At 67.5% G+C, this 21,792-nt stretch carries 18 protein-coding genes; 9 read left to right on the top strand and 9 right to left on the bottom strand.

The window, feature by feature from the left end; genetic code table 11:
* Positions 1–46 precede the first annotated feature (46 nt).
* The 5 genes from HX774_RS07180 to HX774_RS07160 are packed head-to-tail and all read left to right on the top strand — an operon-like array spanning position 47 to position 4,844.
* Entirely contained in the window at positions 47–1,066 is a 1,020-nt protein-coding gene (locus HX774_RS07180) for a cysteine synthase A (RefSeq protein WP_178825503.1), read from the top strand.
* Entirely contained in the window at positions 1,066–2,091 is a 1,026-nt protein-coding gene (locus HX774_RS07175; protein ID WP_178825501.1) for a sulfate ABC transporter substrate-binding protein, read from the top strand. Before HX774_RS07180 ends, HX774_RS07175 begins: the two co-directional genes overlap by 1 nt.
* Positions 2,088–2,933, top strand: coding sequence for a sulfate ABC transporter permease subunit CysT (gene cysT / locus HX774_RS07170; RefSeq protein WP_178825499.1), 846 nt, complete (start codon positions 2,088–2,090; stop codon positions 2,931–2,933). Before HX774_RS07175 ends, cysT begins: the two co-directional genes overlap by 4 nt.
* The gene (cysW, locus tag HX774_RS07165; RefSeq protein ID WP_178825497.1) at positions 2,930–3,793 is read left to right on the top strand and encodes a sulfate ABC transporter permease subunit CysW; all 864 of its coding nucleotides are present in this window, start codon (positions 2,930–2,932) and stop codon (positions 3,791–3,793) included. The genes cysT and cysW overlap by 4 nt, the downstream gene beginning before the upstream one ends.
* Before the next feature lies 1 nt (position 3,794).
* A complete protein-coding gene (locus tag HX774_RS07160) occupies positions 3,795–4,844 on the top strand; it encodes a sulfate/molybdate ABC transporter ATP-binding protein (protein ID WP_178825495.1) in 1,050 nt (349 codons plus the stop codon).
* Between the two features lie 64 nt (positions 4,845–4,908).
* On the opposite strand, the gene HX774_RS07155 is transcribed toward HX774_RS07160, so the two are convergent.
* Positions 4,909–6,213 (bottom strand): diguanylate cyclase domain-containing protein, encoded by a 1,305-nt coding sequence (locus HX774_RS07155; RefSeq protein WP_178825493.1) that lies wholly within the window; start codon positions 6,211–6,213, stop codon positions 4,909–4,911.
* Between the two features lie 197 nt (positions 6,214–6,410).
* Here HX774_RS07155 and HX774_RS07150 point away from each other — a divergent pair, with 197 nt between their 5' ends.
* Positions 6,411–7,331 carry a YihY/virulence factor BrkB family protein gene (locus HX774_RS07150; protein WP_255500191.1) on the top strand — a complete coding sequence of 307 codons (921 nt, stop codon included), beginning with the start codon at positions 6,411–6,413 and terminating at the stop codon, positions 7,329–7,331.
* On the opposite strand, the gene HX774_RS07145 is transcribed toward HX774_RS07150, so the two are convergent.
* Together HX774_RS07145 and HX774_RS07140 are read right to left on the bottom strand one after the other, a co-directional pair.
* Positions 7,297–7,539 carry a sulfurtransferase TusA family protein gene (locus HX774_RS07145; RefSeq protein WP_114817382.1) on the bottom strand — a complete coding sequence of 81 codons (243 nt, stop codon included), beginning with the start codon at positions 7,537–7,539 and terminating at the stop codon, positions 7,297–7,299. The two genes, HX774_RS07150 and HX774_RS07145, sit on opposite strands and share 35 nt — an antisense overlap.
* Positions 7,536–8,030: a CinA family protein gene (locus tag HX774_RS07140; protein WP_178825489.1), complete on the bottom strand. Its 495-nt coding sequence runs from the start codon at positions 8,028–8,030 to the stop codon at positions 7,536–7,538. The genes HX774_RS07145 and HX774_RS07140 overlap by 4 nt, the downstream gene beginning before the upstream one ends.
* A gap of 85 nt (positions 8,031–8,115) precedes the next feature.
* On the opposite strand from HX774_RS07140, the gene HX774_RS07135 reads away from it, so the two are divergent.
* Positions 8,116–10,392: a fused MFS/spermidine synthase gene (locus tag HX774_RS07135; RefSeq protein ID WP_178825487.1), complete on the top strand. Its 2,277-nt coding sequence runs from the start codon at positions 8,116–8,118 to the stop codon at positions 10,390–10,392.
* On the opposite strand, the gene mfd is transcribed toward HX774_RS07135, so the two are convergent.
* Both mfd and HX774_RS07125 read right to left on the bottom strand, forming a co-directional pair.
* Positions 10,389–13,835: a transcription-repair coupling factor gene (mfd, locus tag HX774_RS07130; protein WP_255500190.1), complete on the bottom strand. Its 3,447-nt coding sequence runs from the start codon at positions 13,833–13,835 to the stop codon at positions 10,389–10,391. The genes HX774_RS07135 and mfd overlap by 4 nt on opposite strands.
* Positions 13,836–13,846: 11 nt before the next feature.
* On the bottom strand, positions 13,847–14,164 hold the full coding sequence (locus HX774_RS07125) for a succinate dehydrogenase assembly factor 2 (RefSeq protein WP_178825483.1): 318 nt from the start codon (positions 14,162–14,164) through the stop codon (positions 13,847–13,849).
* Between the two features lie 83 nt (positions 14,165–14,247).
* Between HX774_RS07125 and recG the strand changes: the two genes are divergently transcribed.
* Positions 14,248–16,338: an ATP-dependent DNA helicase RecG gene (gene recG, locus HX774_RS07120; RefSeq protein WP_178825481.1), complete on the top strand. Its 2,091-nt coding sequence runs from the start codon at positions 14,248–14,250 to the stop codon at positions 16,336–16,338.
* On the opposite strand, the gene HX774_RS07115 is transcribed toward recG, so the two are convergent.
* The 4 genes from HX774_RS07115 to kdsA are packed head-to-tail and all read right to left on the bottom strand — an operon-like array spanning position 16,335 to position 20,796.
* The gene (locus tag HX774_RS07115; RefSeq protein WP_178825479.1) at positions 16,335–17,444 is read right to left on the bottom strand and encodes a DUF3089 domain-containing protein; all 1,110 of its coding nucleotides are present in this window, start codon (positions 17,442–17,444) and stop codon (positions 16,335–16,337) included. The genes recG and HX774_RS07115 overlap by 4 nt on opposite strands.
* The gene (rfaD, locus tag HX774_RS07110; protein ID WP_255500188.1) at positions 17,441–18,442 is read right to left on the bottom strand and encodes an ADP-glyceromanno-heptose 6-epimerase; all 1,002 of its coding nucleotides are present in this window, start codon (positions 18,440–18,442) and stop codon (positions 17,441–17,443) included. Before rfaD ends, HX774_RS07115 begins: the two co-directional genes overlap by 4 nt.
* The gene (rfaE2, locus tag HX774_RS07105; protein ID WP_178825477.1) at positions 18,439–19,899 is read right to left on the bottom strand and encodes a D-glycero-beta-D-manno-heptose 1-phosphate adenylyltransferase; all 1,461 of its coding nucleotides are present in this window, start codon (positions 19,897–19,899) and stop codon (positions 18,439–18,441) included. Before rfaE2 ends, rfaD begins: the two co-directional genes overlap by 4 nt.
* Before the next feature lie 18 nt (positions 19,900–19,917).
* On the bottom strand, positions 19,918–20,796 hold the full coding sequence (kdsA, locus tag HX774_RS07100; protein ID WP_178825475.1) for a 3-deoxy-8-phosphooctulonate synthase: 879 nt from the start codon (positions 20,794–20,796) through the stop codon (positions 19,918–19,920).
* A gap of 150 nt (positions 20,797–20,946) precedes the next feature.
* Here kdsA and sseA point away from each other — a divergent pair, with 150 nt between their 5' ends.
* A complete protein-coding gene (gene sseA / locus HX774_RS07095) occupies positions 20,947–21,789 on the top strand; it encodes a 3-mercaptopyruvate sulfurtransferase (RefSeq protein WP_178825473.1) in 843 nt (280 codons plus the stop codon).
* The last annotated feature ends 3 nt before the right edge of the window (positions 21,790–21,792 follow it).

Genomic DNA, 21,792 nt, shown 5'->3' with positions numbered 1-21,792 from the left:
TCCCCCATCGCCGGCCCCTTCCCAAGACCAGACCCAGAGACACCCCTTGTCCATCGCCAGCATCATCAACCTCATCGGCGACACGCCGCTCATCCGCCTGAACCGCCTGTCGGACGCCACCGGCTGCGAGATTCTGGGCAAGGCTGAGTTCCTGAACCCCGGCCAGTCCATCAAGGACCGCGCCGCCCTGTCCATCGTGCAGAAGGCCAAGGCCTCGGGCGCGTTGCGGCCCGGCGGGGTCATCGTGGAAGGCACAGCGGGCAATACTGGCATCGGTCTGGCCCTGGTCGGCGCGGCCTTGGGCCACCGCGTGGTCATCGTCATGCCGCGCACCCAGTCCGAAGAGAAGAAGCTGGCCATCCGCGCCCTGGGCGCGCGGCTGATCGAGGTGGACGCCGCCCCCTTCTCCAGCCCCAACCACTTCGTCCACTACTCCGAAGCAGTGGCGCGCAAGCTGAACGCGACCGAGCCCCACGGCGCCTTCTGGGCCAATCAATTCGACAACATCGCCAACCGCGCCGCCCACTATGAAGGCACCGCCGCCGAAATCTGGGAACAGACCCTCGGCAAGGTCGATGCCTTCGTCAGCGCCGTCGGCAGCGGCGGCACTCTGGCTGGCGTCGGCGCCTTCCTGCGCGAACGCAACCCGGCGGTGAAGATCGCCCTGGCCGACCCGGCGGGCGCCGCGCTGTTCAACTGGTTCACCCAGGGTCAGATGACCGGCGAGGGCAGCTCGATCACCGAGGGCATCGGCGTGGCCCGCATAACCGGCAACCTCGAAGGCTTCACCCCGGACTTCGCCTATCGCATCGAAGATGCTGAATTCCTGCCCATTCTGTTCGATCTGGTGACACACGAGGGTTTGTCGCTCGGCGGCTCCTCAGGGGTCAATCTGGCGGGCGCTGTGCGGCTGGCGCGCGACCTGGGACCGGGCAAGACCATCGTCACCGTCCTGTGCGATCCCGGCACGCGCTACGCCTCGCGCTTGTTCAACCCGGAGTTCCTGCGCAGCAAGGGGCTTCCGACCCCGCACTGGGTCAAAGATGACGCGCGCGTGCCGGCGTGATGGGGGGCTTCACTCTGGACCGTCGCGGTCTTCTGCTCGGCGCCGGAGGCTTGGCGCTCAGTGGCTGCGCCCAGCCCAAGGGCGCCCAGGCTGCCCTGCTCAACGTCTCCTATGACCCGACGCGTGAGTTCTACCGCGCCTATAACGAAGCCTTCCTCGCCCGTTGGCGCGACGACGGCGGCGCGTCCTTTGCGGTTGAACAGTCTCACGGCGGCTCCGGCAAGCAGGCCCGCGCCGTCATCGACGGCCTGCCGGGCGACGTCGTCACCCTGGCCCTGGCCTCCGACATCGACGAGATCGCCGCGCGCGGCCTGATCGCCGCCGACTGGCAGACCCGTCTGCCGAACAACGCCTCGCCCTACACCTCGACCATCGTCTTCCTGGTGCGCAAGGGGAACCCCAAGGCCATTCACGACTGGCCCGATCTGCTCAAACCCAGCGTCGAAGTCATCACCCCCAATCCCAAGACCTCCGGCGGCGCGCGCTGGAACTATCTGGCGGCCTGGGCCGACGCCCTGCAGCGTCCGGGCGGGACGGAGCAATCGGCGCAAGCCTTCGTCACCGAACTGTTCCGCCGCGTGCCGGTGCTCGACACCGGCGCGCGGGGGTCGACCACCACCTTCGTCCAGCGCGGCATCGGCGACGTCCTGCTGACGTGGGAGAACGAAGCCTTCCTCGCCGCCCGTGAACTGGGACCGGACAAGGTGGACATCATCGCTCCGCCCGTCTCCATCCTGGCCGAGCCGCCGGTGGCCGTGGTCGATCGCGTCGTGGATCGCAAGGGCACGCGTGACCGCGCCCAAGCCTACCTCGCGCAGCTCTATGACGAACCGGCTCAGGTTCTGGCCGCCCAACACTTCTATCGCCCGCGCAACCCGGTCGTGGCTGCCCGCTTCGCTGACCGGTTCCCTCAGATCCGCATGGTCGCCATCTCCGACTTCGGCGGCTGGAGCGCGGCTCAGAAGCGCCACTTCGCCGACGGCGGCGTCTTCGACCATATCCATCAACCCGGCCAACGACCATGACCCGACAGGCCGTTCGACGTGCCTGGAGAACCCCCAGCCCCCTGCCCGGCTTCCCCCTCTCGCTGGGATTTACAGTCGCCTATCTGTCGCTCTTCGTCCTCATCCCCCTGACCGCCCTGGCGATCCGGCCTTGGGAGAACGGTTTCGACAACGTCATCGCCGCTGTCGCCTCGCCGCGCGCCCAGGCGGCCCTGAGGCTCAGCTTCATCGCCGCCGCCGTCGCCGCCGCCGTCAATGCGGTGATGGGCGGGCTGCTGGCCTGGGTGCTGACGCGCTACGACTTTCCGGGCAAGCGACTGGCCGACGCCGTGATCGACCTGCCCTTCGCCCTGCCGACCGCCGTGGCCGGCATCGCCCTGACCGCCCTCTACGCCCAGAATGGCCCTATCGGCGGCCTGCTGGCGCCGCTGGGGATCAAGATCGCCTACACCCCGGTTGGGGTGGTCGTGGCCATGATCTTCGTCGGCCTGCCCTTCGTCGTCCGCTCGATCCAGCCTGTGCTTCAGGACCTGGATCAGGAGGTCGAGGCGGCAGCCGAGACCCTGGGCGCCTCGCCGTTTCAGCGCGCCACGCGGATCATCCTGCCCGCCGTCCTGCCCGCCCTCCTGTCCGGCGTCGGTCTCGCCTTCGCGCGCGGAGTCGGAGAATACGGCTCGGTCATCTTCATCGCCGGCAATATGCCGCTGCGGTCAGAGATCGCGCCCCTGCTGATCGTCACCCAGCTGGAGCAGTTCGACTATGCCGGGGCCGCGACCATCGGCATGGCCATGCTGATCCTCTCCTTCCTGATCCTGCTCGGCTTCAACGGTCTGCAAGGCCTGATCGCGAGGCGGGGCGCATGACGGCCGAAACCCTGCAGCTCCCCGCGGCACGCCCCCGCAACCTCAGCCTCGGTCGCGGCCTTCTCATCGGTCTGGCCCTGCTGTGGCTGACCCTCATCGTGGTGGCCCCGCTCAGCGTCATTCTGGTCGAAGCCCTGCGAAGGGGCCTGGGCGCCGCCGTCGCCAGCCTGTCCCAGCCCGACGTCTGGGCCGCCGCCCGCCTGACCCTGCTGACCACGGCCATCGTCACGCCGTTGAACGCCGTCTTCGGCCTGGCCGCCGCCTGGTGCGTCACTCGGTTCGACTTTATCGGCAAGACCCTGCTGATGGCGCTGATCGACCTGCCGCTCTCAGTGTCTCCGGTCATTTCCGGCCTGGTCTGGGTCCTGCTGTTCGGCGCCTCGGGCTGGTTCGCGCCCTGGCTGAACGCCGCCGGCCTCCAGATCATGTTCACCCCGGTCGCCATCGTCCTGGGGACGATCCTTGTGACCCTGCCCTATGTCGCGCGCGAACTGATCCCCCTGATGCAGCAGCAGGGTTCGGACGAGGAACTGGCCGCCTTGACGCTCGGCGCCCGCCCCTTCGCCATCTTCCTCTTCATCACCCTGCCGAACGTGCGCTGGGCCCTGCTTTACGGCGTGCTGCTGGCCAACGCGCGCGCCATGGGCGAGTTCGGGGCCGTCTCGGTCGTGTCCGGCCACATTCGCGGCCTGACCAACACCCTGCCGCTGCACGTCGAGATTCTCTACAACGAGTATGACTTCGTCGGCGCCTTCGCGACCGCGGCCCTGCTGGCGGTTCTGGCGCTCCTGACCCTGGTCCTGAAGTCCTTCCTCGAGCACCGCCACGCCGACGACCTCGCCGCGAGGGGGCGGCGCTGACATGACCCTCGACATCCAGTCCATCACCCGCGCCTACGACGGCCTGCCCGCGCTCGACGACGTCAGCCTGACCGTCCACGACGGCGAGTTCCTAGCCCTGCTCGGCCCCTCCGGTTCCGGCAAGACCACCCTGTTGCGCATCATGGCCGGGCTGGACCGGCCCTCCGCCGGGCAGGTGCGGTTCAACGGCGAGGACTTCCTGGCCCTCAACCCGCGCGAGCGCCGCGTCGGCATGATGTTCCAAAGCTACGCCCTGTTCCGCCACATGACGGTGGCCGACAACATCGCTTTCGGCCTGAAGGTCCGCCCGCGCGCCACCCGCCCCGGCCGCGCCGAAATCGCCGAGCGCGTCCACGACCTGCTGCGCCTGATCCAGTTGGAGGGCTTCGGCGGTCGCTACCCCAGCCAGCTGTCCGGCGGTCAGCGCCAGCGCGTCGCCCTGGCCCGCGCCCTGGCGATCGAGCCGCGCCTGCTGCTGCTGGACGAGCCTTTCGGCGCCCTGGACGCCCGCGTCCGCCGCGACCTGCGTCGTTGGCTTCGTCAGGTGCACGAACAGACCGGCGTCACGACCGTCCTCGTCACTCACGATCAGGAAGAGGCGCTTGAGCTGGCCGACCGCGTCGCCATCCTGCGTCGGGGCAAGGTCGAGCAGGTAGACACGCCCCAGGCCCTCTACGACCGCCCCGCCTCGGCCTTCGTTCACGACTTCCTCGGCGAAGGCCTCCAGCTTCAGGCCACGGTGGCGCGCGGCGAGGTCATGTCCAGCGACTGGCGCGCCCCCTCAGACGCCCCCACCGGCGACGCCTTCCTCTGCGTCCGTCCTGAAGATCTGGAGGCGAGCGACACGGGCCTGGCCGGCGTAGTCATATCCAGCCTGCGACGCGGTGACAGGACGCGCGTCGCCGTGTCCCTGCATGGCCGCCGACTGGAGCTGGACCGCGCCGTCGGTGACCCGCTCACAATCCTCGCCCCCGGAGAGCCGGTCCGCCTTCACCCCCGCCGCTTTCACGTCCTCGCCGAGCGCGGAGACATCCAGACGACAAGCGCATGAGCTGACCGACTGTCGCCGTCGTCGGCGCGGCAGCGGTCGGCTAAGCGTTAGCGATCAGTCGTTCTCAACCCTTTGACAGGTCAGCCGAGGCCCGTTCTAGAACGGCTGCGGGCGTTTCGCCGTCCAGCATCTCGGCCACGCCGACGTCAAACTCGACCACGAAGGGCGAGCGATCCTTGCCTGCGTCGAAGGCGGTGCAGGCGATGACCGCCGAGATTCGCTCCGCCGCCAGACGCGCCGCCCTTGCCCCCGTCGCCGGAAGCACCAGGGCGAACAGCTCAGGCCCGAGACGCGCCGCCGTGTCCTCGACCCGTACCAGGCGTGACACCATGGCGCCGATCTGCGGCATCGCGCGGTCAAGCCAGCCTCCACTACGGGCCTGAGCCACCGGCTCGCGCTCGGCCACCCTCAGGACGCACACAGACAGGGCGCGATTGCGCGACCGGGCGCCCTCGGCCACCCGGCCCAGGTGCGCCGCAAACAGGTCCCGAGTGAACAGTCCCGTGGCGCTGTCCATCAGGTCCGAGCCGCGCACGGAATCGAGCGCGCGTCGGATCGCCTGACGGCGACGATGATTGCGCGCAAGGGCCAGAACCCGTTCTGCGGTCTCGTCTTCCGGCGTCTCGGCGGCGGCGACGTCGGCGAAACCACGACGGAAGAGATCTTCCAGTTCGACCTCGGCCGCGCCGCGCAAATAAAGGACCAGCGGGATATGATAGAGGCGGGTGTTCCGCTTCATCCCCGACGCGATCGACAAGGCCGGGGCGTGATCCTGACCGCCCCACAGAACAGCGGCGTCAAACGCCCGCTCGTGCAGATAGTCGAAGGCGGTATAGGGCGTCGGCGCAGCGACGACCTCGGCGCCGGCGGCCGACAAGGCGTTGGACATGGCCAGGAAGCGACGGTCAGCCGCCCCGGCGGTCAGGATCTGCAGCGGCGTTTCGCCCAGATCCGGCGCCGTCAACGTCACCCCGTGGGCGGCGAAGGTGGCCTGCCTCAGTCGGAATTCTTCTTCTGCGATGCCCGCGCGGATCAGCTGCTCCAGCCGCAGGGCCGCCTGCGACGGATGCGGCGGCGACGACATCATCAGGTCCACATCGTCGCCCTCGGCCGCGCTGCTTCCAATCATGAGGATGGGCAGATAGCGCGGCGCGGCGGCCTTGCGCAGGCGCGCGACAATGCCCTGGCCCTCCAGTCCGCGCGCATCCACGACAGCCGCGTCGACCGTCATGTCCTTCAGCACCTGTTCGGCAGCGTTCAGGGATCGCCCCGTCAGGGTGGTCCAGCCCAGATGATCCAACCCCTCGCAAAGGGGACCGATCAGGACGTCATCAACAGCGACGACCAATAGACGCGGATCGGAATCCAAACACTTCTCTCCCATGGCCTGGACGGCTCGCCCCCGACGCCGATGCTCCAGGCCGGGGGCATGATACTGACCACGTCGCCGATCTAGCAATGGGGGCCGCAAGAGACAGCGGTGCAAAACCATCGCTGTCTTCGGTGGGTTTCCCCATAGGGCAAATGAGGTTAATCGGTCGCTTTGACGATGATCGAGGCGAAAGCTTGAATCAGCCCACCTCCCTATTGGCCCAGCCCCTGTTCTGGGGTCGCCTGGCGGTGCGCGCCTTCGCTCGCAGCTGGGGGCGTGACGTCATGCTCTATACCGGCGGCGTGTCCTTTTTCGCCCTGCTGGCGCTCTTCCCCGCCATCGCCATCCTGATCGGCTTTTACAAGGCGGTCCTGTCGATCGGGCAGGTCAGCGAGCAGGCGACTGCATTGGCCGATGTTCTGCCGCACGCCGCACGCGCCATCTTCATCAATGAAATCGAGCGCCTGGCCCATACCTCGGCGCGCACCGTCTCGGCTCAGAGCGCCCTGGCTCTGGTGATCGGCGGCTACGCCGCACACCGTGGTTTCAAGGCCTTGCTGGCAGGACTTAATCTGATCCACGACGAAACCGAACCCCACGGCTTCTTCAAGTTCAATCTTCTGGCCGTCTTCGTCGCCCTGTTCGCCTTCGCCCTGTTCACCGTCGTGTCGGGCGCGGTCGTCACCTCCCGGCTTTTGGAACACACACAGGATTCCCGAATCCTCGCCTGGCTGACCCTGCCGCTGGATGGGCTGTGGCCCTCGCTGGGTCTGTGGCTGGGGCTGACCATGCTCTATCGCTACGCCATGTCCCACAAGACGCGGGTGGCCTGGACGCCGGCCTTGCTGGGCGGACTGACGGCCACGGTCATGTCGTCGGTCTTCTCGTGGCTCTGCGCCATCTATGTCGAGCAGATCGCCCAGCTCGGGGCCACCTACGGCTCGGTCGGCGCGGTCGTGGTGCTGCTGATCTGGCTGTCGTGGAACGTCAACGCCATCTTCTATGGCGGCGCCTTCGCGACGGAGCTGGAAATCGCCTGGAAGCCCGAAGCGCCGGAAATCGAAACCAGCGCTTCGGTCGTCAATCTGTCGGAGCGGCGCCAGTCTCGACAGTGATGCGCAGGACGCCGTCCTGCTCCTCTACCTCGCAGACTGTCCCGCCCAGGTCGCCCATCAGGTAAGGCACGTCGATCCGCGCCATCGGATCGGTCGCCAACAGGATCAGACGCGCGCCCGGCCTCAGCCCTTCCATCGCCTTGCGCAGACGCAGGCTGGGCACCGGACAGCGATGGCCCCGTGCATCAACCACAACCGCCTCGCTCACGCCGAAACCGCCTCCAGCAGAAGGGCCAGGGCGACGCGGACGCTTTCCAGCCGCACCGCCTCGCGCCCGATATCGCCGAACCGACGCTCCACATGAACGACCGCGCCGCCGGGGCCGGCAGCGGCGAAATGCACCAGACCCACCGGCTTTTCCTCTGAACCGCCGCCGGGGCCCGCGACCCCAGTGATGGATACGGCCGCCGAGGCGCGCGACCGCTCGACCGCGCCCGAAGCCATCGCCCTGGCCACAGGTTCCGACACCGCGCCGAATCGCGCCAGCAGGTCCTCCGAGACGCCCAGCATCTCGCCCTTGGCCTCATTGCTGTACGTGACGAATCCCCGATCCAGCACCGCCGACGATCCCGCAATGGCCGTCAGGGCGCCGGACACCAGGCCTCCAGTGCAGCTTTCAGCCGTGGCGACCATGACGCCGGCCTTGAGCGCGGCCTGGATGACGGCTGTGGCCGAGGCTTCGATATCTTGCGGGAACATCGCTATGCGCTCCGTCTGCGAGTCGGTCTAAAACTTCCGGCTAGGGGGCGGGTCAGACGACCACGCCGATACCAGCGGATCGCGAATGACCGATTCCACCATGACGACAGCCGTTCGCAAGGCCGATGCGATAACACCCGCCTTGTTCGCCGTCGCCATTTTCACGTCGGCGTCGCTGGTTTTTATCGTCCAGCCCATGGTGACAAAGCTGGTCCTGCCCATGCTCGGCGGCTCGCCGTCGGTGTGGAACACCTCGATGGTCTTCTTCCAGACGGCGCTGCTGGTCGGCTACGGCTACGCCCACCTGTTACAGCGCGTCCGGTCTTTGAAGTGGCAGGCGGCCATTCACCTGGGCCTGCTGCTGGCCGCATCCGCCTTCCTGCCTTTGCAGATCAGCGGCCTGTTGGGCGAGCCTGATCCCACGGCCCCAACGGCTTGGCTGTTGGCCACGCTGGCCCTGTCGGTCGGAGCGCCCTTCGCCGTCTTGTCGGCCACCGCCCCCCTGCTTCAGGCCTGGTACGCACGGGTGCGCGCTGGTCACGCGGACGGCCAGAACCCCTATGTTCTCTACGCCGCGTCCAACCTCGGCAGCTTCCTGGCCCTGCTCGCCTACCCTGCCCTGATCGAACCCCTGATGTCTCTTTCTGGCCAGCGGACGACCTGGACCGGCGGATACGCTCTGTTCGTCCTGCTCGTGGTCGGGTTGGCCGTGGCGGTCTGGCGTCGCCGGGTTCAGGATGCGCCGGAGCCCGCCCCGCTGGCGATCAGCGCCCCGATCCCGTGGCGCGAGAAGGGCATTCTGGTCCTGCTGGCCGCGGCGCCGTCCAGCCTGATGCTGGGCGTCACCGCCCACCTGTCGACCGACGTGGCCTCAGCCCCCTTCCTGTGGGTCGCGCCGCTGGCCCTCTATCTGCTGACCTTCGTCATCGCCTTCCAGGCCAGACCGTGGATCAGCCTGCCGACCACGCTGGTGCTTCAGGCCGCGCTCGGGGCCATCGTCGTCAGCCTTGTGGGCATGACCACGGGCCAGTGGCTGTTTCTGCTATTGGGACACCTCGCAGCCTTCTTTCTGACGGCCCTGATGTGTCATCAGCGACTGGCCGCGCGACGGCCGGCCCCGGATCGTCTGACCGAGTTCTATCTTCTGCTGTCGCTGGGCGGCGTCCTCGGCGGGGCCTTCAACGCCCTGATCGCACCGGTCATTTTCAACGGCGTCTGGGAATATCCGCTGGTCATGGTTCTGGTCGGACTGGCCCGGCCTTGGGGCGAAGGCGCCTTGTCTCGTCGCGATGTGGTCATCCTGCTCATCGGCGTCGGCGTCGCCATCGCGCCGCCCGTCATTCTGGAGTTCATGCGCTACAACCCCGAATTCCGCGCCCTGCTCAGCGACCAGGCCCGGCTTCAGGTGGTGCAGTTCATTCTGGGCGGGGCGGCGATCTGCGCCTTCCTGGAGCGGGACCGGGCCGTCCTGTTCACCATCATCATCGGGGTCATCACCCTGTCGACGCACCATGTCGGACGCGGCTATGACTGGAACCTGACCGAGCGCAGCTTCTTCGGCGTCATGCGGGTCGCCGTCACGCGCGACGACGGCATGGGCGGAGACGTTCATGTCATGATGCACGGCACCACCCTGCACGGCGCCCAGGCGCGCGCGCCCGGCTTCGCCTGCATGCCGACCATGTACTATGCGACCGCCACCCCGCTAGGGCAGGCCGCACAACGCATCCAGGCCCGGACGCCCGCCGCCAGGATCGGCGTCGTGGGTCAGGGCTCCGGCGCCATGGCGGCCTATAAACGAGCCGAGGACGAACTGACCTTTTTCGAGATCGACCCCATGGTGGACCGCGTGTCGCGCGACCCGTCCTGGTTCACCTATATCTCGCATTGCGCCGATGGCCCGATCCGCACCGTTCTGGGCGACGCCCGCCTGACCATGGCGAAGGAAGCGCCCGGCACCTATGACCTGCTGATCATCGACGCCTTCTCGTCGGACGCCGTACCGACGCATCTGCTGACGGTCGAAGCCATTCAGGGCTACCTGAACCTGCTGAAGCCCGACGGCGTGGTCGTTCTGCACCTGTCCAACCGCAACCTCGAAATCGCCATGCCGGCGGTCGCCGCCGCCCGGCAACTGGGCGCGGCGGACCTGCATCAGATCTATGTCGAACAGCCCAACGCACCCGAGATGTCAGAGGCCTCGACCGAGGCCCTGGCCATCTCGCCCACGCCCGAAGGCCTGGCGGACTTCAGGAGCGACGGACGTTGGCGCAAGCTGGCCCCGACCGAGGTGCGCCCCTGGACCGACGACTACGTCAATCTGTTCGGCGCCCTGATCCGGCAGATGAAGGGGCGGGGTTAAGCCGCCCCCGCCACCCGCGCCAGATCGGCGGTGATCCGCTCGGCCACCTTCAGACGGTCTCCGGGTGTCGGCCATTCGCCCTTCACCACGATCTTCTGATCGGGCCTCAGCTTCCAGAAGGCCTGGTTCTTCTGAATCAGGCCGACCAGTCCCATCGGATTGGGGAAGCTGTTGTTGCGCAGGGTCAGCACCGCGCCCTTGGGACCAATGTCGATGCGTTCGATGCTGGCCGTGCGGCAGTTAGCCTTGATGCCGACGATCCGCAGAAGCTGCTGCGCCTCGTCCGGCAGCGGACCGAACCTGTCGATCAGTTCGGCCGCCAGGGCTTCGCGATCCTCGCTGCGTTCGGCGTCCGACAGACGGCGATACAGGCTGAGGCGAACGTTCAGATCTGGCACGTAAGCTTCTGGAATTAGGACCGCCGCGCCAACATTGATCGACGGCGACCAACCACGGTCAGCCACTTCCTCGCCCTGCTCGCGAAGCTCAGCGACGGCGTCTTCCAGCATCTGCTGATACAGCTCGACCCCGACCTCGCGGATATGGCCTGACTGTTCGTCGCCCAGCAGGTTGCCGCCGCCGCGCTGATCCAGATCGTGGCTGGCCAGTTGGAAGCCGGCGCCCAGATTGTCCAGCGACTGCAGCACCTGCAGACGCTTCTCGGCCGACAGGCTCAGCGGCCGTTTGGGGTCCGTCGTCAGATAGGCGAAGGCCCGCGCCTTGGACCGGCCGATACGGCCCCTGATCTGGTGCAACTGGGCCAGGCCGAACATATCAGCGCGGTGGACGATCAGGGTGTTGGCCGTCGGAATGTCGATGCCGCTCTCGACAATGGTGGTCGAGACCAGGACATCATAGCTGCCGTCGTAGAAGGCGCTCATCACGTCTTCCAACTGGGTCGGGGTCATCTGGCCGTGACCGACGACGAACTTCACCTCGGGCACCTGCTCGCGCAGGAACTTCTCGATTTCCGGCAGTTCCTTCAGACGCGGCGCGACATAGAAGGCCTGACCGCCGCGGTATTTCTCGCGTAGCAGAGCCTCGCGCACCAGCACCGGGTCCCACGGCGTGACATAGGTCCGCACCGCCAGACGGTCGACCGGCGGCGTGGCGATGATCGACATCTCGCGGATGCCCGACAGCGCCATCTGCAAGGTGCGCGGAATGGGCGTGGCCGTCAGGGTCAGCAGGTGAACATCGGCCCGCAGCGACTTCAGCTTCTCCTTGTGCTTGACGCCGAAGTGCTGCTCCTCATCGACGATCACCAGGCCCAGATCGCGGAAGCCGGCCTGTTCGGCCAGCACCGCGTGGGTGCCGACCACGATCTCGAACGTGCCGTCCTTGAGGCCCGCGCGCGTCTCGTTGGCGTCCTTGGCCGTGACCATGCGCGACAGGTGCCGCACCGTGATCGGCCAGCCGGCGAAGCGCTCGCTGAAGGTCTTGAAGTGCTGACGCGCCAGGAGGGTCGTCGGACAGACGACCGCAACCTGCTGACCTGTCATGGCCACGACAAAGGCGGCGCGCAGCGCCACTTCCGTCTTGCCGAAGCCGACGTCGCCGCAGATCAGGCGATCCATCGGCGTGCCTTTGCCCAGGTCCTCCAGCACGTCGCCGATGGCGTTCAACTGGTCGTCCGTCTCCTCATAGGGGAAGCGGGCGCAGAACTCGTCGAACAGGCCGGACGGCGGCACGATGGCGTCGGACACCCGCATGGCGCGCTTGGCGGCCAGAGCGATCAGGCCCTCGGCCATGGCCCGCAGGCGCTCCTTGGCCTTGGCCTTGCGGCCCTGCCAGCCCGCGCCGCCCAGACGATCCAGTTGAACCCCGTCGGCGTCGGTGCCGTAGCGGGTCAGAAGATCAATATTTTCAACCGGCAAATAGAGTTTGCTGTCACCGGCGTAGAGCAGCTCCAGACAGTCGTGCGGCGCCTCCTGGATCTCCAGCGTCTTCAGGCCCTCATAGCGCCCGATGCCGTGATCCAGGTGGACCACCAGATCGCCCGCCGTCAGGGCCGAGGCCTCGGCCAGGAAGTTGGAGGCCCGCCGCTTGCGCCGGGGCCGCGCCAGACGGTCGCCCAGGATGTCGGTTTCGGAAATGACCGCCACATCATCCGTGACGAAGCCATGCTCGACCGGCAGAACGGCGCGCAGATAGACATCCTTGGGCGCCGCCAGAACGTCTGCCCAGTCGCGCACCGGCAGGACGTGTTCCAACCCGTGATCGCTCAGCATGGCCGCCAGACGCTCGGACGAGCCTTCGCTCCACGAGGCGAACAGGACCCGCTTGTCGTCGGCCTTCAGCCGCTCGGCGTGCTGAGCCACCGCGGCGAACAGATTGACGCTGTCCTGGGTGCGTTCGGCGGCGAAGCTGTGGCCCAGACGCCCGCCGGCGTCCTCGCCGCCCCGCGTCGCATCGGCGGCCAGCGGCGATAGACGGCGCACGGCGCGACCGGCCAGGGCGCTGTTCCACTCGCCCTCGTCCAGATAGAGGCTCTGCGGCGCGGGCGCGCGATAGGCCGCGCCGCCCTTGCCCTTGGCCGCTTCCTTGCGCGCCTCATAGGCGTCTGTCGTCAGGCTCCAGCGCTCGGCGCGGGCCTGCTCGACCTGACTGTCGAGGAAGACCGGAGCTGTATCCGGCAGAAAGTCGAACAGGGTGTCGAGCCGATCATAGAAGAGCGGCAACCAGTGCTCCAGCCCCTGACGACGCGCGCCCTCGCTAACGGCGGCGTACATGGGCTCATCGCCCGCCGCGCCGAACAGGTTCAGGTAGCCGGTGCGGAAGCGAGAAATCGTCTCGGCGTCGAGCAGGACCTCGGACACCGGCAAGAGCGAGACCTGCTTCAGTTGCTTGGTCGACCGCTGGGTCTCGGGATCAAAGGCGCGGATCGATTCCAGCTCGGACCCGAACAGGTCCAGACGCACCGGCTCCTCGAAGCCTGGGGGGAAGACGTCGATCACGCCGCCGCGAATGGCGTATTCGCCGCGTTCCGACACGGTCGAGGCGCGGACATAGCCGTTGGCCGAGACGTAGCGTTCCAGCGCCGCCGTATCCAGATCGCGGCCTACGCGGGCTTCGAACCCGGCCCCGGTGACGGCCTGTCGCGGCGGCGTCCGCTGGGTCACGGCGGCGATGGTGGCGACAACCAGCAGCGGTCTGACGTCCGACGGATCGCGCTGGGCCAGACGGGTCAGGGTCGCCATCCGCTGCGCCGCAACCGAAGCGGTCGGGCTCAGACGGTCGTAAGGCAGACAGTCCCAGGCCGGATATTCAAGAACTTCAACATCCTTGGCAAAGAAGCTCAGCGCCTGAGTGAAATTTCCCGAACGCTGATAATCCCGCGCCACCAGCAGGCCCACGCCGCCCTGCGCCTTCAGCCGCTCGGCGACGACCAGCGCATCCAGCCCCTCGGGCGCGCCGCCCAGTTCGACGTCACGCCGCGCCATCGCCTCACTCATCAACCGATACCCTTGGCCACTTCCGCCGCAACGTGTTCACGCATGAAGGTACGGATGCGCGCCAGCATCGGCCCGTCGAACTCGGGCGGAGTCGGCTCCTTCTCGATGATCCAGGCGTAGAGGTACTGATCCTCTTCATCCAGCAGGGTCTCGAGCTGATCCAGCTCCTCGTCTCTCAGCGTCGGTCCGACCTGATCGGTGAAAGGGCCCAGCACCATGTCGGCTTCGCGGAAGCCGCGTCGCCAGGCGCGATACGAAATCCGGCCCAGGCGTTGGTGCTTCAGAGTGTCCTCTGGACGTGCGTCAATTTCGGCCACGCGTTTCCTTGCCCGGTCCGTTCATGTGAAGAGTTGGATCAGATAGCGTTCCCGTTCCGTTTTCGCCAGCTATGCTGAGGCTAATGCGGCCCGAGATTCTCTTTCCCCTGTTTGCCGACGTCTCCACCCTGAAGGGCGTGGGGCCTCGAAGCGCGCCTCTGGTGCATAAACTGGCGGGCCCGCTGGTGCGCGACGTGCTGTTCCTGTCGCCATCCGGGATCATCCAGCGCCGCCGCACGACCGCCGCCGCCGCCGTCGAGGGCGAGATCGGCGTCTTCGACGTCCTGATCGACCGGCTGATCCCCCCGCACAAGATCGGCGCGCCGCTGAAGATGCGGGCCTCCGACGAGACCGGCTTTGTTCACCTAATCTGGTTCGCGGGTTCGCCGCGCCATATCGAGAGCCTGGCCCCGCGCGGCGAGCGGCGGCTGGTCACAGGCAAGGTCGAGCGCTTCAACAACGAGGTGCAGATCGCGCACCCCGACTACATCCTGCCGTTGGACAAGGCGGACGAGATTCCCCTGTCCGAACCCGTCTATCCGGCGACCCAAGGCCTGACCTCGCGCGTGGTGCGCAAACTGGCGCAAGGCGCATTGGCCGCTGCTCCAGAGCTGGCCGAGTGGCAGGACGCCGCCTGGCTGTCGGCCCGGCGCTGGCCCGGCTGGCGCGCGGCGCTGGAGAGCCTGCACGCCCCGACCTCGGAACTGGACCTGACACCCGAGGCCCCCGCGCGTCAGCGTCTGGCCTATGACGAGTTGTTCGCCCACCAACTGGCCCTGGCGCGCCGTCGCCGCGCGCGTCAGGTCACACCGGCCGCACGGATCACGGCGGGCGAGGCCTCGCGTCGGATGCTGGCCGCCCTGCCCTTTACCCTGACCGGCGCCCAAGCCCGCGCCATCGAGGAAATCCGCGCCGACCTGGCCTCCGGCGAGCAGATGGGCAGGCTGCTGCAAGGCGACGTGGGTTCGGGCAAGACCGCCGTCGCGGCCCTGGCCTTGGCCGACGCCGCCTCCAGCGGCTTCCAGTCTGCCTTAATGGCCCCGACTGAAATCCTGGCGCGTCAGCACTATCAACGCCTCGCCCCCATGCTGGAAGAAGCCGGGATAGCGACCATTCTGCTGACCGGCCGCGACACGCAAGCCGAGCGGCGCAAACGGCTGGCGGCCCTGGCTTCGGGCGAGGCCCAGGTCGCCATCGGCACCCACGCCCTGTTCCAGGACGCGGTGCAGTTCAAACGCCTGGCCCTGACCGTCATCGACGAACAGCACCGCTTCGGCGTCAATGAGCGCCAGCGACTTCAGGCCAAGGGCGACCCGAGCCTCGGCGGCGTCCACCTGTTGACCATGTCGGCCACGCCGATCCCGCGCACGCTGGAACTGACCCAGTATGGCGAGCTGGAAGTCAGCCGCCTGATGGAGAAACCGCCGGGCCGCACCCCCGTCGCCACCGCCGTTGTGCCCCTGGTCCGCATCGGTGAAGTCGCCAAACGGCTGAAGGCGGCCATCGACAGCGGGGCTCAAGCCTACTGGATCTGCCCACTGGTGGCCGAGTCCGAAGCCATCGACCTGGCCGCCGCCGAAGAACGCGCCGCCGACCTGCGCCGCATCCTTCAGGTCGAGGTCGGCCTTGCCCACGGCCAGATGCCGGGCGCCGAGCGCGAGGCGGTTATGGCTGAGTTCGCGGAAGGCCGCATCCCGCTTCTGGTCGCCACCACGGTCGTGGAGGTCGGGGTGGACGTGCCCAACGCCTCCATCATGGTCATCGAACACGCCGACCGTTTCGGCCTGGCCCAGCTTCACCAACTGCGCGGCCGCGTCGGGCGCGGGGCCAAGTCCAGCGCCTGCATCCTGTTGTACGGCGGTCAGGACGGCGCCTTGGGCGAGACGGCGCGCGAACGTCTGGAGACCTTGCGCCGCACCGAAGACGGCTTCGAGATAGCCGAAGAGGACTTCCGTCTGCGCGGCGGCGGCGACCCCCTGGGCCTAAAGCAGAGCGGCTTCCCCGCCTATCGCTTCGCCGATCCGATCAAGCACCGCTCGCTGATGCTGGCGGCGTCGGATGACGCCCGCCTGATCCTGGGCCGCGATCCCGACCTGACCAGCCCACGCGGCGAGGCCGTGCGGGTGCTGGAATCCCTGTTCGACTGGCGCAACGACCGCCCCGGCGTGGACTAGCCGACAGCCCCGTTCTTCTTTTCCCAGATGCTGACGCGATCCAGAACATCGGCCTCGATGTCAGCGTAGAACAGGTTGAAGGGCGGGATCTTGCGCCTGTCGGCCCATGACCCCCGCAGGCGGAAGGATTCGGAGTTCAGCGGGGATCGCCACAGGATGCCGTCACGGCACTCCGCCGCTACGATACGTCCCTGAAAGGCCGGGCGGGCGCCCCATTCCAGATTGGTCGCATTGGTGGCGCCGCGGCTGTCGCGCATGGCCGATGCAGGTCGTTTTGCGGACCCCGTTACAGGGTTGACGCAAGCGGTCGCCGCGCCTTCCGTGCTGATCAAGGCCCCGCGTTCATCCCAGACCAGGGCGCGGCGCAACACGCGCTTGGCCTCGCTCTCATCGCCCTCTTCGACCGATCTCCAAGCCATGGCGCAACCGATCTCATCGCGGCTCTGGCACAGCGGAACCTCGCCAAAGCGGGCCTCCGGGAGGACGCCCTCCATAAGATATGCCGCTACAAGCCGTTGCTTCAGAACAGGATCATGCGCCACACGATCGTGCAGCAGTCGATCCACCAGATCCGCGCCCTGTTCCACCCCGACCAGAACCATCGGACCCGTGGGATGGGCTTGCAACCAGGCGCTGAAGGCCGCGTCAACGTCACGATAGGCGAACGCCCGGGCCTCGCGTGCATCTTCGCGCAGGGTCAGTCGTGTATAGAGGCTGGCCTGACGATAGCGCGGCGCGCTGACATCGCCGGCGCGCGCGAACGGCCCTGCATAGTTGGGCAAGACCCCGCGTCGAAGGTCGTCGGCGGCCTTGCGGTCATCGATGGGGCCGTTCCAGTGCTGGCCGCCTTCATAGGTCGTCGAGTGGACGAAGAAGACGTGGGCCGCGCCCGCCCCCGGCGCGCGGGCGTCACGCAACACCCAAGCCGCCGCCTGATCATAGTTGGGCGCCGGCGGCGGCTCATAGGTCTGGAACGGCACTTGAGGGTCCAGACCCGCCTTCAGGATGTCGCCGCGCCAGACGGCCACGGCGGCGACCAGGATGAAGACCAGCGCAAAGCCCGTGATGCCGACCCATTGGCGCAAGGTCAGACGGGGCTTCTTCATCGATAGGGGTCCGACTGCGACAGGAAGCCCTGAACATAGCGACGCACGCCTTCTTCCAGCGGCGTCGACTGGCCGTTGAAGCCGACCGCGCGGATGCGATCCATGCTAGCCTCGGTGAAGTACTGATACCGATCGCGGATCGCCTCGGGCATGTCCACATAGGCGATGGAGGCTTCCTTGCCCGCCGCCGCGAAGGTCGCCCGCGCCAGATCGGCGAAGGACCGCGCCTGGCCCGATCCGGCGTTGAACACGCCCGACACATCCGGCGTCTGCAGCAGCCAGTCGATGATGTTCACCACGTCATCGACATAGACGAAGTCGCGCAGCTGGCCGCCGTCGGGATAGTTGGGGTTGTGCGATCGGAACAGGCTGACCGTCTCGCCCGCCTGAACCTTGGGCCAGATCTGGGCCACGACCGACTTCATGCCGCCCTTGTGGCCCTCGTTCGGCCCATAGACGTTGAAGAACTTCAGCCCCGCCCACTGACGCGGCGCCTGTCCGCGATCCGCCTGACGCACGGCGTACTGATCGAACAGGTATTTCGAATAACCATAGGCATTTAGCGGACGAAGCGCATTCAGGCTCTCAGGATCATCGCGATCCTCAAATCCGGTCTCGCCATCGCCATAGGTCGCCGCCGACGAGGCGTAGATCATCCGCACATCGCGTATGGCGCACCAGTCCCAGATGTCGCGCGACAGGCTGAAATTGGTGCGCAGGATCAGGTCCGCATCCGGCTCCGTCGTCGAGGAGATGGCGCCCATATGCACCACGGCCTCTATGCGCTCGGCGTGGCGCTCCAGTTGCTCGAACAGCTCTTCCGGCGCCCACAGGTCGGCGATAGGGTGCTTGGCGATATTCTTCCACTTGGCGAGGTCGGCGGTTTCCAGTCGGTCGCAAACCACCACGTCCCAGGCGCCCGCTTCGCACAGCCGCGCCACGATGTTGGAGCCGATGAAGCCCGCGCCTCCGGTCACAACGATCATACGCGGGATCATTGGGCGTCTCCGGTCATCTTCTCAATCGTCCTGGTCGTGGAATAGCCGTCGGCGAAATCAGCCAGGCGAACTACGCCGCCCCAGCTCTCGACCTCGGTCGCGCCGACCACCTTGTCCTTGGTGTAGTCCGCGCCCTTGATCAGGACGTCGGGCCGCAGCCGCTCGATCAGGACCATCGGCGTAGGATCATCAAAGGCCGTCACCCGATCCACGCTGGCCAGACCGCCGATGACGGCGGCGCGGCTGTCCAGATCATTGACCGGCCGCCCCTCGCCCTTCAGACGGCGCACGGAAGCGTCGGTGTTCAACGCCACCACAAGCCGGTCGCACCAGCCGCGCGCCTGGGCCAGATAGGCCACGTGGCCGCGGTGCAGGATGTCGAAGCAGCCGTTGGTGAAGCCGACCTTCAGGCCCTGACGCTTCCACGCCTCGACCTGATCTGCCAGTTCGTCCAGAGGCGTGACCTTGGCCTGGGCCAGGGTCGCGTGCTGGCTCATCTCGGCCTCGATCAGTTCGGCGGGGGTCACGACGGCGGTGCCGCTCTTGCCCACCACCACGCCCGAGGCCAGGATGGCGAACTGCACCGCCGTCTCCAGCGACGCGCCCGCGCCCAGGGCCAGACCAAGCGCCGCCAACGACGTGTCGCCGGCGCCGGAGACATCATAGACCTCGCGCGCCCGACCAGGGAAATGCACCACGCCGCCGTCCCGACGGGCCAGGGTCATGCCCTTGCCCGCTCGCGTGACGACGACCGCATTGGCCGTGGTCGCCGCCAGCAAGGCCGCCAGCGCCGCTTCGACCTCTGCGTCCGTCTCGACCGGCAGGCCGGTCGCCCCGGCCAGCTCACTGGCGTTGGGCTTGATCAGATCGACCGCGCCATAACGGGCGAAGTCGCGCCCCTTGGGGTCCACGATCACCGGCGCGCCGTATTCCCGACCGGCCCACAGCGCCGCCGCGATCAGGGCGTCGTCCACCACGCCCTTGGCGTAGTCGGACAGGAGGATGGCCTTGGCGTCCTTGAACACCGCCTTCTCGCCATAGCCGCCGGCGGCGGGCTGTTCGTCGTCCAGCCGCAGCAGTTGCTGACCGGCGGCGACAAAGCGCGTCTTGACGATGGTGGCCGCGCCCTCGGGGCGAACCAGGGCGTCCTCGACCCGGTCCTCGGCGGCGATCAGATCGGTCAGCTCGGCGCCCGCCGCGTCCTGACCGACGACCGCGCCCAGTCGGGCCTGCCCGCCCAGAGCCGCGACGTTGCGGGCCACATTGCCCACGCCGCCGGGCATGGCCACGGTGCGGCGTGCGCGCAGGACAGGGATGGGCGCCTCGGGCGAGATGCGGCTGACCTCGCCATAGACATAGCGGTCCAGCATCAGGTCGCCGACGCAGGCGACCTGATGCTCATGCACCTGCGCCAGCAGACCTTGCAGCGCGCCCAAATCCAGTGATCGTTCAGCCATGACGCCGAACTACCGGATTCACGCCCGGTTCGCCATCGGCGCCTTGGCGCCGACCTTGATGGCCAGGTCGTCGAAAGCGATCAGTTCAGCGGCCAGGGCCTCGAACTGGTCCAGCGGCACCATGTTGGGGCCGTCCGACGGAGCGTTGTCGGGGTCCTCGTGCGTCTCCAGAAAGACGGCGTCCACGCCTACGGCCACGGCGGCGCGCGCCAGAATCGGCACGAACTCGCGTTGACCGCCCGAGGACGTGCCCTGCCCACCGGGCTGCTGCACGCTGTGGGTCGCATCGAACACGACGGGACAGCCGATCTCGCGCATGATCGGCAGGGACCGCATGTCGCTGACCAGGGTGTTGTAGCCGAAGCTGGCGCCGCGCTCGCAGGCCATGACGTTAGGGTTGCCCGCGCCGACCACCTTGGCGATGACGTTCTTCATGTCCCAGGGGGCCAGGAACTGCCCCTTCTTGATGTTGATCGCCTTGCCCGTGGCGGCGGCGGCCAGCAGCAGGTCGGTCTGGCGCGACAGGAAGGCCGGGATCTGCAGCACGTCGACGGCCTCGGCCACGCCTTCGCACTGGGCCTCGGAGTGAACGTCGGTCAGGGTCGGCAGGCCGGTGACTTCACGGATTTCAGCAAAGATCGGCAGGGCGTCCTTCAGGCCGATGCCGCGCGCGGCGGTGGCGCTGGTGCGGTTCGCCTTGTCGAAGCTGGTCTTGTAGATAATGCCGACGTTCAGCCGCTCGCCGATCTCCTTCAACCGATGCGCCGTCTCAAGCGCGTGCTGGCGGCTTTCCATCTGGCAGGGGCCCGCGATGAAGACGATACGGCGACCGCCCCCGATCACGACGGGCTTCTTCAGGCCAGCGGACAGTTCGATGACGGCGTTGGGACGGTTCACGGCGGCGCTTTCGGCTGTTTGAATCGATAAAGTCGCGGTTTGTGGCGCAACTTTGCGTCCGACAGGTGGCGTCGAACCCTCAGCTTCGCAACCTACAGGGCGACTCATCCCCTGACCACATGGCTGAACAGCCTGTGTTATCGTGCCGCCATGAACACGCCCTCGGACAGCCCTCTAATCTCGACCCCGGCCCTGGCCGATCTCCTCGGCGCGCCCGACTTGCGGATCATCGACGCCAGCTGGTGGTTGGACGGACGCGACGCCCGAGCAGACTTCGAGGCCGAGCGCCTGCCCGGCGCGGTCTTCTTCGACATCGAGGCCGTCTCCGACCCAGCCAGCCCCTACCCGCACATGCTGCCGACGCCCCAGGCGTTTGCCCAGGCCATGGGCGAGATGGGGATCAGCGAGAGCGACGACATCGTAATCTATGACGCTCAGGGCCTGTTCTCGGCCGCTCGCGTCTGGTGGACGCTGCGGACCATGGGCGCGCAGCGAGTCCGCGTGCTGGACGGCGGCCTGCCGAAATGGCGCGCCGAGGGGCGGCCTCTGGAACACGGTTCTGTCGCTCCCCGCAAGGCCTCGGCCTTTGACGCGGCCTTGAATGCCGAGAGCGTCGTCAATCTGGATCAGGTCCGTCAGGCGTTAGCCGACGAGGTTCAGGTCGTGGACGCGCGCGGGGCTCCGCGTTTCCGAGGCGAAGCCGCCGAACCCCGCCCAGGGGTTCGCTCCGGCCACATGCCCGACGCGCTCAACCTGCCCTTCAGCCGATTGCTGAACGCGGACGGCACACTGAAACGCGGCACCGCGCTCGAAGCCGCCTTCTGCGACGCTGGCGTCGATCTGGATCGACCCATCATCACCAGCTGCGGCTCTGGCGTGACCGCCGCCATCCTGACCCTGGGTCTGGCGGAACTGGGCCGCGCGTCACAGCTCTATGACGGCTCATGGGCCGAATGGGGGGCACGCACAGACACCCCCATAGAGGTCGGCTAGAAC

The organism is Brevundimonas sp. P7753, from assembly GCF_013386595.1.
Classification (GTDB): domain Bacteria; phylum Pseudomonadota; class Alphaproteobacteria; order Caulobacterales; family Caulobacteraceae; genus Brevundimonas; species Brevundimonas bullata.
This window is presented reverse-complemented; position numbering and strand designations above follow the sequence as displayed.